This window comes from Pleurocapsa sp. CCALA 161 (assembly GCF_003003995.1).
GTDB lineage: Bacteria > Cyanobacteriota > Cyanobacteriia > Cyanobacteriales > Xenococcaceae > Waterburya.
This window is the reverse complement of sequence record NZ_PVWF01000160.1, coordinates 1-8,277: the sequence shown is the minus strand read 5'-3', so window position 1 is coordinate 8,277 and position 8,277 is coordinate 1. Positions and strand designations below refer to the sequence as shown.

At 38.8% G+C, this 8,277-nt stretch carries 13 protein-coding genes; 9 read left to right on the top strand and 4 right to left on the bottom strand.

What is annotated here, in order from left to right:
* Nucleotides 1-349: 349 nt before the first annotated feature.
* The 5 genes from C7B62_RS22885 to C7B62_RS25910 all read left to right on the top strand — a co-directional run bounded on the left by C7B62_RS22885 (nt 350) and on the right by C7B62_RS25910 (nt 2,305).
* A complete protein-coding gene (locus tag C7B62_RS22885; RefSeq protein ID WP_106242964.1) occupies nt 350-688 on the top strand; it encodes a co-chaperone YbbN in 339 nt (112 codons plus the stop codon).
* 288 nt (nt 689-976) lie between these two features.
* On the top strand, nt 977-1,321 hold the full coding sequence (locus C7B62_RS22880) for an NIPSNAP family protein (RefSeq protein ID WP_106242961.1): 345 nt from the start codon (nt 977-979) through the stop codon (nt 1,319-1,321).
* Between the two features lie 44 nt (nt 1,322-1,365).
* Nucleotides 1,366-1,881, top strand: a complete 516-nt coding sequence (locus C7B62_RS22875; protein WP_106242959.1) for a EutP/PduV family microcompartment system protein — start codon at nt 1,366-1,368, stop codon at nt 1,879-1,881.
* A 51-nt stretch (nt 1,882-1,932) separates the two neighbouring features.
* The gene (locus C7B62_RS22870) at nt 1,933-2,127 is read left to right on the top strand and encodes a hypothetical protein (protein WP_106242956.1); all 195 of its coding nucleotides are present in this window, start codon (nt 1,933-1,935) and stop codon (nt 2,125-2,127) included.
* A gap of 4 nt (nt 2,128-2,131) precedes the next feature.
* Complete coding sequence (locus C7B62_RS25910) at nt 2,132-2,305, top strand: hypothetical protein (protein WP_158260734.1); 174 nt, start codon at nt 2,132-2,134, stop codon at nt 2,303-2,305.
* Between the two features lie 38 nt (nt 2,306-2,343).
* Here C7B62_RS25910 and C7B62_RS22860 read toward each other — a convergent pair whose 3' ends face one another.
* Nucleotides 2,344-3,132, bottom strand: a complete 789-nt coding sequence (locus C7B62_RS22860) for a TIGR01548 family HAD-type hydrolase (RefSeq protein ID WP_106242910.1) — start codon at nt 3,130-3,132, stop codon at nt 2,344-2,346.
* A 74-nt stretch (nt 3,133-3,206) separates the two neighbouring features.
* Between C7B62_RS22860 and C7B62_RS22855 the strand changes: the two genes are divergently transcribed.
* Nucleotides 3,207-3,515 (top strand): 30S ribosomal protein PSRP-3, encoded by a 309-nt coding sequence (locus C7B62_RS22855; protein ID WP_106242907.1) that lies wholly within the window; start codon nt 3,207-3,209, stop codon nt 3,513-3,515.
* 153 nt (nt 3,516-3,668) lie between these two features.
* Here the strand turns inward: C7B62_RS22855 and atpC are convergent, their stop codons facing one another.
* Both atpC and atpD read right to left on the bottom strand, forming a co-directional pair.
* On the bottom strand, nt 3,669-4,079 hold the full coding sequence (atpC, locus tag C7B62_RS22850; RefSeq protein ID WP_106242904.1) for an ATP synthase F1 subunit epsilon: 411 nt from the start codon (nt 4,077-4,079) through the stop codon (nt 3,669-3,671).
* 127 nt (nt 4,080-4,206) lie between these two features.
* A complete protein-coding gene (gene atpD / locus C7B62_RS22845) occupies nt 4,207-5,658 on the bottom strand; it encodes a F0F1 ATP synthase subunit beta (protein ID WP_106242900.1) in 1,452 nt (483 codons plus the stop codon).
* A gap of 583 nt (nt 5,659-6,241) precedes the next feature.
* Here atpD and C7B62_RS22840 point away from each other — a divergent pair.
* The 3 genes from C7B62_RS22840 (at nt 6,242) to C7B62_RS22830 (ending at nt 7,830) form a co-directional block, all read left to right on the top strand.
* The gene (locus C7B62_RS22840; protein WP_106242897.1) at nt 6,242-6,874 is read left to right on the top strand and encodes a hypothetical protein; all 633 of its coding nucleotides are present in this window, start codon (nt 6,242-6,244) and stop codon (nt 6,872-6,874) included.
* Nucleotides 6,875-7,048: 174 nt separating this feature from the next.
* Nucleotides 7,049-7,522: a hypothetical protein gene (locus C7B62_RS22835; RefSeq protein WP_106242893.1), complete on the top strand. Its 474-nt coding sequence runs from the start codon at nt 7,049-7,051 to the stop codon at nt 7,520-7,522.
* Nucleotides 7,523-7,563: 41 nt separating this feature from the next.
* Nucleotides 7,564-7,830 (top strand): hypothetical protein, encoded by a 267-nt coding sequence (locus C7B62_RS22830; protein WP_106242890.1) that lies wholly within the window; start codon nt 7,564-7,566, stop codon nt 7,828-7,830.
* 125 nt (nt 7,831-7,955) lie between these two features.
* Here C7B62_RS22830 and C7B62_RS22825 read toward each other — a convergent pair.
* On the bottom strand, nt 7,956-8,277 hold a 322-nt coding region (locus C7B62_RS22825; RefSeq protein ID WP_199194339.1), incomplete at its 5' end, for a nitrate reductase associated protein.

Genomic DNA, 8,277 nt, shown 5'->3' with positions numbered 1-8,277 from the left:
AGTAGGTAGTAGGTAGTAGGTAGTAGGTAGTAAATATCCTAACTTGAGTACATATTGCTATACCAATTCTCTCAATGTACGGCAAAAGCTGAACCGATTGTCTTATTATCGATAGTATCTCTAGCGTTCAGCATTAAAATTAAAGCTTGAGATTTAGCTTTTCGTAATCGCTTACATAATTTGATCCCACCAGGCATGAGGGCTAAAACCCTGATTCAGAGAGCCTTCTGATTTTTGGGGTTGCTTTTACAGATGAAACTATTAAATATAGCCTTTTCAGTGATCCCAATTGGGTGTAGCATAGCTCCAAGCATTTAAAACAAGTTCTTATTAAACCTTTTCATTTAACATGATCTCTGTAGTTAACGAAGCCACCTTTCAACAAGAAGTTATTGAATCTGAGCAGCCTGTGTTGGTACATTTTTGGACTCCTTGGTGTGGTTTGTGTCGGTTAATTGAACCCATTTTAAAAAAACTCTCTATAGAAAATAAAGGCTCGATTAAGCTAATCTCAATCAATGCTGACGAAAATTTTAAAATAGCTAATCATTATCGCATCCGTAACTTGCCGACAATTATGCTGTTTCAGCACGGCAAACCAGTACAAAAAATGGATCACTTTGAAAATCGCGATCGCCTCCAAACTGCCTTGGAGGAAGTAATGCAGAATTATGTTCTAACCTCTTAAGAATGTTAGAAAATTGAGGAAAAGCGAATCGCTCTTCAAAAAACACCTCAACCTCCTCGCACCTCACTGTAGCCATCTCAGCAGCCTGATAAGTTAGCTTTAAAGAATGTCGATTTAGCTTCCTAAACATCTTTTTTGGTATTATGGGCAGAAGATTGTTAGGCGATCACACTCTATTGTCTAGGTTGTATGCGGATAAATTTCGTTATGTACACCTGATGCGAAAAGGTTATCCTGAATCCTTCAGCATACATATATTTGTTGGAGGCCAAAATATTAGGAGTTTTCATGTTCTACCGTCGAAAGCACTATCTCGTTAAAGAAGATTTTGTTGACACCTTTAATAAATTGTTCAATGAGATCAATCTACCCAACCAATTAAAGCATGGAACTAGATTTATCGGGCGTTGGATGATGCCATTAGAAAATGGAGATGTTGAGATATTCGCCATTTGGGAATATGACAATATAAAAGAATATGAAAGAATTGAATCTAATGTTCGAAGTGACAACGCCCATATTAATAGAATTAGAGAATGGTATGAAAGTCAAGGCGGAAAAGAACACATCTTTAGAGAATATATAAGATCAGTTCGAAATGAAGAAATCTTTTCAACTGTGACTAAGAAATAGGTCTACGACAACTCCTTTCATATTTAATAGATGAGGATTAATTTATGGGCAGCAAAATCATGATTATTGGTAATGCTGGAGGAGGAAAATCTACTTTAGCTAGACAGTTAAGCAATACTAAAAACATACCTCTCTATCGTCTTGATTCCTTGCAATGGAATCCAGGTTGGATAGCTACTCCCAAAGAAGAATTTGAACGCAAACACGATAATTTAATTGCCAGAGATATTTGGATTATTGATGGATTTGCATCATGGTCATCAGTTGAAAAACGTTGTGCAGCAGCAGATACAATTATTTTTATCGATCATGCAATTTGGATTCATTATTGGTGGGCAATTAAACGACAATTTATGTGTCTATTTCGTCCTCGACCAGATTTTGTAGAAGGATGTCCCATGTTGCCCATAACAGGGAAATTACTGAAGATGATTTGGCAGATTCATCAACAATACAGAACAAAATTAATCGAGTTAATCAATTCTTACCAAGATACAAAATGGATTTATCACATCACATCACCATCTGAGTTGTCTCAATTGATAGACAAATATTGTTAATTTTCAAGCGATCGCTTTTAATGATTATCATAAAAACAATAATTGTGATAAATGCCGAATTACGAGCAATTGCTCAAGACAGTTCAAATATGCCATGCTTTGTCGGACATGAAGCAGGATATATTATTGTTTTTTTACGATGAAGACACAAATAAATTTTTCATATTAGCAGGAAAAAAAGCCAGAATAGAGGTAACTGTATATCCAGATTCAACAGCAGAAGTGGAAATTGGCGATGAAATATAAATCAATGACTAAAAGTCAATTAAAACAATATCTTTTAAATAATCGCGATGATAAGGAAGCTTTAAAAGAGCTTCAGTCAAGACCCCAAAAAAATGTAATTACTATTTCTGCTAACATGAATGCCGAAGAACAAGAACGAATTTTAAAACGGGCGCTCTCTAATCTAAAAAGTAATTAAAAGAAATGCGATCGCTCAAAGCGACCAAGGTTGCTGGATTAGTGACCTGTCAACTCCTTGATTAACTGCAAGTTAAGCTTTTCTACATTACTCAAAACTATCTCCGCACCAGCTTCAAGTAACTTTTGAGCATAGTCTTCCTGTCTTGTCTGAGAAGTTTGTACATGAGGAGGCAAAATCCCAATCCCCAGCCAGTTACGTTCTGGTTGAAGTTCTTTGGCTTTGATTATGGTGTACATATCTGCCACAGTGTCTCCCAGATAGAATGCAGGGATATTATTAGAGTTAGCTGTAATTTGAGCGATCGCCTTAAACATGCCTGCGGGATCTGGTTTGCTAGGCGCATCTTCCATAGCTACTAACACTGGATTTTCTAGCTTTAAACGTTGTTTGAGGACAAATTCTGCCGAACCTCTGGTTGCTCCGCTAAAAAAGCCATAACTAACTTGATTGTTACTTAATTGCTCGAAATAATTAGGAGTTACTAATAATGGTTCATTAGCAATGTAACCATCAAACAATTCTGGATGCTTGCCACGATAACGCTCTTGAAAAAACTCGACAATGCGATCGTAATCTAACCCAACGTCTTCGCGAGTTTTGTCTATAGCTTCAAAGTAACGATAGATCAACTCTTGCGACGCTTCCCAGTCATTATTCCAAATTCCCTCTGACTTAAGGTTGTCTAAGTCTTCCATCGTTGGTCGCCATCCACCACTAGTAAACTCTTCTACGGTATCGGCGATCGCCTTACGATAGGAATTGCCTACATCTCGAATTACCCCATCAATATCGAAAATAACGATTGCCGTAGATTGTTGATTCATGGTCAAATTCTTGTATAATTATTGTTGGTTTACTATGTGAAATATTCCTTAAAATAAATTTATTGGAGGCTTAATTGGAGTCAGAGGCAAGATTTAAATTAAAAGTTCTGTGGTTAGATAAAAACGTGGCGATCGCTGTAGATCAGGTAGTAGGTAAAGGCACTAGCCCCTTGACAGCTTATTACTTTTGGCCTCGTAATGATGCCTGGCAGCAGCTTAAAGACGAATTAGATTCAAAGCATTGGATTGAAGAAGCTGAAAATATTGATATTCTCAACCAAGCAACGGAAGTAATTAATTTCTGGACAGAAAGAGGTAAAGTTACTCCCATGACCCAGGCACAAACAAAGTTCCCTAATATTGTGTTTACTGGAACAAATTAGTTGCTACCCAAAAAGATATTTTTGATTTGAGCTTCAAAACTAAAAAAATATCTTGGCTCACAGCCAAAAAACAGATGGAAAGGGCAGATTTAAAAGCTATTCTGCCCTTTCTAGCATTGAATTTATGATTTAGATTTAATAGTCATCTATTAACTAGACTGTGCCACCTGAAGCTTGAAAGCGCGCTCTAGCTCTTTTCATCGAGCTTTCTGCTTGAATTTTCTCTTGACGGTCATCACTGTTGCCAACTTGCTCAAATCTCGACTGTGCGGATTGATACTCGCTTCGAGCAGCATCGGGATCGATGTTATCACCCAATTCTGCCCCATTGACTAAGATTTTAATCTCATTATTTTCCACTTCGGCGAAACCACCCATTAAAGCGATCGCTTTCCATTCTTTCCCAGGACGCACCCGCAACACGCCGATCTCTAAAGCAGTTAACAGAGGAGCATGACCTGAAAGAATCCCCAATTGTCCAGTGGTGCTAGGGAGAATAACTTCTTCTACCTGGTCGTTCCAAACTGTCTTATCTGGAGTTATTACCTTTACACTTAACGCCATTTCTTTAACTATTATTTATTTATTATTTTTTTGCCGATCTTTAACTTAACCAAACTGTCTAAACAGCAAGCAGCAAGAGTATCAAGATCTTCAAGATCCCCTGCTTACTGCTACACTGCTTTCTTGATTAAGCTGCTTTTAGTTTCTCAGCTTTGGCTTTAGCTTCTTCAATGTCGCCAACCAAGTAAAATGCTTGCTCAGGCAAATCATCTAACTCGCCGTTAAGAATGGCTTTAAAACCTTTGATGGTATTTTCTAGAGAAACATATTTTCCAGGTGAACCTGTAAATACTTCTGCGACAAAGAAAGGCTGAGACAAGAAACGTTCAATTTTACGCGCGCGATCTACAACGATGCGATCGTCTTCAGAAAGTTCGTCCAAACCAAGAATTGCAATAATATCCTGCAATTCTTTATAGCGTTGGAGAGTCGATTGCACAGCACGAGCAGTGTTGTAGTGTTCTTCTCCGACAATACTTGGCTGAAGCATGGTACTAGTAGAATCCAGCGGATCTACCGCAGGATAAATCCCTTTAGAAGCCAAGCCACGAGACAACACTGTAGTTCCATCCAGGTGAGCAAAAGTAGTTGCTGGAGCCGGATCGGTCAAATCATCCGCAGGTACGTATACTGCTTGAATTGAAGTAATCGAACCTTCTTTAGTGGAAGTGATTCGCTCTTGTAAATCGCCCACATCAGTCCCTAGAGTAGGCTGATATCCCACCGCAGAAGGCATCCGACCCAGCAAAGCCGATACTTCAGAACCAGCCTGGACAAAGCGGAAAATATTATCAATAAATAGCAGTACGTCTTGCTTATTAACATCGCGGAAGTATTCAGCCATGGTTAGAGCAGAAAGACCCACGCGCATTCTTGCTCCAGGTGGCTCGTTCATTTGACCGTATACCAGGGCGATTTTGGATTCTTCGGGGTTATCTGCATTAATCACGTTGGATTCGATCATCTCGTTATAAAGGTCATTACCTTCACGAGTACGTTCACCCACGCCACCAAATACCGACACACCACCATGTTGAATGGCAATGTTGTTGATCAATTCCATCATAATAACGGTCTTGCCAACACCTGCACCGCCGAATAGACCAATTTTGCCCCCCTGACGATAGGGAGTCAGCAAATCTACAACTTTAATGCCAGTTTCAAATACTGTTGGTGCTGTATCTAAGTCAGTCAACTTAGGAGCTGGTCTATGAATAGGGAATGTCTCATCTGTAGTTACGGGTCCTTTTTCGTCTACAGGTTCGCCCAATACGTTAAAAATCCTACCTAGAGTTCCCTTCCCTACAGGAACTTTAATAGCTGCGCCAGTATCAACAATATCCATGCCTCTGACTAGTCCATCAGTACCACTCATGGCAACAGCACGAACCTGGTTGTCACCAAGTAGTTGTTGCACTTCGCAGGTAACTGAAACTTCCTGTCCCGCAGGATTGGTTGCTTGTACTTTTAAAGCATTATAAATACGAGGCATTTTGCCGCTCGGAAATTCGGCATCTAGTACGGGGCCGATAATTCGTGTAATTTTACCAGTGGTTGTTTTATCTGTGGTGGCTACCATTTTCTTATATCTATTTGGTGGTTAGCTGTTTTATATGGCAGGTAAAATCTTAAAAAAAGTGTAAAATTTTGCCATCTTCAAGATTATCATTTAACGAATCATCTAGAAAATATAGTTTTGCTAGTTTTGTCGTCGTTCTGCCAAAAACTAAAGTTGTGCAGTAATTAAATTTTAATGAGAAAACTGTAACAATTTATCAAGAAAATACTAAGCAAAATTAAATTAGATTAATAAAAAAACTGACAGTAATTCGCTTGATTTAGTATTGTTTGTCAAATGCATCATGTTTAGGAGGCTAAAAAGATAGTACGCAATGCAGCATAGTATGTTTCAAGGATTGAAACAATAATATTGGGTACTGTTTTTAAAACTCATTCTTCTGTAGGATGACAATTAGCCAAGCAAGTAATAAAAAATGTCTATCAAGTATTTGCAATTGTGCTTCAAAGCTTGGCAAAAATTAATGCAAAGCAGTTCAAGTTGCCTTGTTTTGAATGCGGAAGTTTTTTGGTGGTTGAGGTTTGGTATTCTGTAGTCGGTAGTTGCTTGGCGTGAAATAGAAGTTAAAAGAATATCTAGTCTTATGAATCGAAATACCTTATCGGTGGAGCATGAGGAAAGTTTGACCCAGGATAAACCGCTCAAGCAAAAAGACATTGCCACGGTTTGTATCTATGGTTTGAGTTTAATATCCGCTGGATTGTTTCTCTTTTTGCCCCTGGTAAACTTGCTTAGTCCTAGTCCTTGGCAACGTTATATGGGTGCAATCCACGGCTGTGCTTCCTTATTTGCCGTAGTAGTAATTGCTTATGCGGGACATTTGGCATTTCCTTTGCTGCGAGGTAACGCAGCAATTCTGCCTCAAATGCGTACTTTAAGCTTCTGGGCAAGCTGCTTGTCTTTTATGGCGATTGTTTCGGGGAACTGGGTTTATATGCGCTATCGAGCGCCTTTAAATGGCGCAAGGGCTTGGATAACTGAAAATACTCCTTTGGTTCATTACTTGTTTATGGAATATCACGAATTTACTGTACTGTTTACCTTGCCTTTGGGTATTGCCTGTACCTGGAGCTTATGGAAGTATGGAGATTCAATTTTGGATAAACAAAATCGTTCTGTACTTACCGCTACTTGCTTTGCACTGATGGCAATGATGTTTTTTGCTATTGGTGGGTTAGTGACAGGTTTAAACGTCGCGAGAATTCACTCTTTGTAATTATTTCTCGGTAAATATCTTTTCGTTAAGTATCTCTTGGTAAAGGGCTTCGCCCCAGCTATCAGCTCTTAGCTATTTACCCAAGTAATCTAAAGAAGCTGAAAGCTTTTGGCTTTTAGCTTAAGTGCTTTTTTTGGTAAAGATTAATCGTTGTCTACTCAAAATATCCAGCTTATGACTAAATCAAGATCAGCTTATTTTTCACCGTCTTCCTGGTATGTTCGACTGGGCAATTCTCTCAAAAGATTTCCTCAAGGATTAGCTAGGGGTTCTCAAAAGGCTCCTGAAACCTCAAGCGCTGCTGCTGCTGCGTTAATTAGTGCTGGTTTTGCTAGCTTTGTTATGATGGTTAACCAGCATTTTGCAGCTACTTTTAAAAGTTATGAAGACCTGATTTGGAATTTGGGTGCATGGATTCCTGGTAGTCGTAATGCCGATCCACTGTACGGAGAAATTGGTTCTTATACTGGCAAAGAAACTATTTTATTGGTTACGTGGTTGGTTAGCTGGCTATTCCTCGCTTGGCTATGGCGCGATCGCGAAATAAAAGGAAATACGATTTTCTTTTCCCTGTTTTTTTTCTTGGTTGCCGCAACTGTGATGAATTGGCATCCTTTGTTTCCTTATATGCCTTTAATGCCTAAATAAGGCAATATCTAGTCGAATCGAATTTTTTTGGTAATAAAATTATGAATACAGATCAATCTCAACAGTCAGCATCGAGCAACCTAAATCATTTGGCAAACAGTAAGCCAACAGGAACAGCTACAGCTACCAAGTTACATAAATATGTTTGGGGAGTAGTCGGAATTGTGGGATTATTTTTTGCTAGTTTTCCCATCGCTTATGCACGAGTGGCTCAAAGTGAAGATTTTGACCAACAACCTGTCCACTCAATTGACTGGGATGAAAGTCAAAAAGCTAACCTAGTCTACCCAGCGCCAAAGTCAAAGTAAGCTAATTAAATCAAACTAGGTGCGATCGCCCTAACTATTAGACTTACTAATAAGCTAATAAGCTAGGTTGGGGCGATCTACTCAACAACGATAATAACTTGAGGGACTAAAAGAACAGTATTAGCTTAGAGTGTTGAATCAATTGACAAGATGCCAAACTCTTGAAGTGCAGGCACAAAGTTTTTATTTTCGTGACTAGGACGACTTAACTTGATTAAAGCAAAACGTTGAGCAGGATTCAAATTAGACCACTGCTCTAAAGACAACGATACACGATGTTCTTGGGTTTTGGTTTGAACGCTTTGAGCAATATTGGTTTTATTTAACCAGGGTGGATTAGGGTCTATGTCCAACTCTTTAGCAGGTTGACCAGTTTTAGCAATGATTAAGTTTTGTAGCCACTGACGGTATGTCTGACATTCACTAGAAGTGTTACAGGGCAAATTT

Bases quoted from the DNA above. Each gene is read 5' to 3' on its own strand.
- C7B62_RS22885 (WP_106242964.1), top strand. From the start codon at position 350: ATGATCTCTGTAGTTAACGAAGCCACCTTTCAACAAGAAGTTATTGAA.
- C7B62_RS22880 (WP_106242961.1), top strand. From the start codon at position 977: ATGTTCTACCGTCGAAAGCACTATCTCGTTAAAGAAGATTTTGTTGAC.
- C7B62_RS22875 (WP_106242959.1), top strand. From the start codon at position 1,366: ATGGGCAGCAAAATCATGATTATTGGTAATGCTGGAGGAGGAAAATCT.
- C7B62_RS22870 (WP_106242956.1), top strand. From the start codon at position 1,933: ATGCCGAATTACGAGCAATTGCTCAAGACAGTTCAAATATGCCATGCT.
- C7B62_RS25910 (WP_158260734.1), top strand. From the start codon at position 2,132: ATGACTAAAAGTCAATTAAAACAATATCTTTTAAATAATCGCGATGAT.
- C7B62_RS22860 (WP_106242910.1), bottom strand. From the start codon at position 3,132: ATGAATCAACAATCTACGGCAATCGTTATTTTCGATATTGATGGGGTA.
- atpC (WP_106242904.1), bottom strand. From the start codon at position 4,079: ATGGCGTTAAGTGTAAAGGTAATAACTCCAGATAAGACAGTTTGGAAC.
- atpD (WP_106242900.1), bottom strand. From the start codon at position 5,658: ATGGTAGCCACCACAGATAAAACAACCACTGGTAAAATTACACGAATT.
- C7B62_RS22840 (WP_106242897.1), top strand. From the start codon at position 6,242: ATGAATCGAAATACCTTATCGGTGGAGCATGAGGAAAGTTTGACCCAG.
- C7B62_RS22835 (WP_106242893.1), top strand. From the start codon at position 7,049: ATGACTAAATCAAGATCAGCTTATTTTTCACCGTCTTCCTGGTATGTT.
- C7B62_RS22830 (WP_106242890.1), top strand. From the start codon at position 7,564: ATGAATACAGATCAATCTCAACAGTCAGCATCGAGCAACCTAAATCAT.